The sequence below is a fragment of the Psychrobacter sp. AOP7-B1-24 genome (assembly GCF_052376215.1).
Classification (GTDB): domain Bacteria; phylum Pseudomonadota; class Gammaproteobacteria; order Pseudomonadales; family Moraxellaceae; genus Psychrobacter.
The window spans coordinates 1-447 of sequence record NZ_JBQSVL010000217.1 but is presented as its reverse complement, the minus strand read 5'-3'; the positions used below and the strand labels follow the sequence as shown (position 1 = coordinate 447).

1 protein-coding gene is annotated in these 447 nt (G+C 37.8%); it reads right to left on the bottom strand.

Annotation, left to right across the window (positions count from 1 at the left end; genetic code table 11):
• Window positions 1-447, bottom strand: a 447-nt coding sequence (locus ACT3QP_RS15080; RefSeq protein WP_444526069.1) for an IS1595 family transposase, incomplete at both ends; no start/stop codon positions are given.

The window sequence follows — 447 nt, the reverse complement described above, 5'->3', positions numbered from 1 at the left end:
TTCTTCTTATCGATCCCATTATATTTTCTGAGTGTTCGTTTAGACTGGTTCCAGAAATTCTCAATGCCATTGATGTGATTGTTTTTACCGCAAGTAAACTCTTTAGAGTGATTGACTCTGAAATGTTTAAACTCGCTCACATCTAATGCATTGTAACTGCGATAGCTATCCGTATAAACAAAGCTGTCAGGCTTTATCTTACGCTTAATAACAGGCATTAGGGTAGTCTGTTTGGTGTCTGCTACGACAATGGTATAAACCTTACCGTTTCGTTTTAATATACCAAATACAGCTGTTTTACCAGCAGCCCCGCGACCTCTTTTGCCTTTACGTACACCGCCAAAGTAACTTTCATCTAATTCGACTTCGCCATCAAAAAGCTCATCAGCTTGTAATGAGAGATGATGATCTATAACAAGTCTAATTTTATGATAAAAAAGTGCAGCA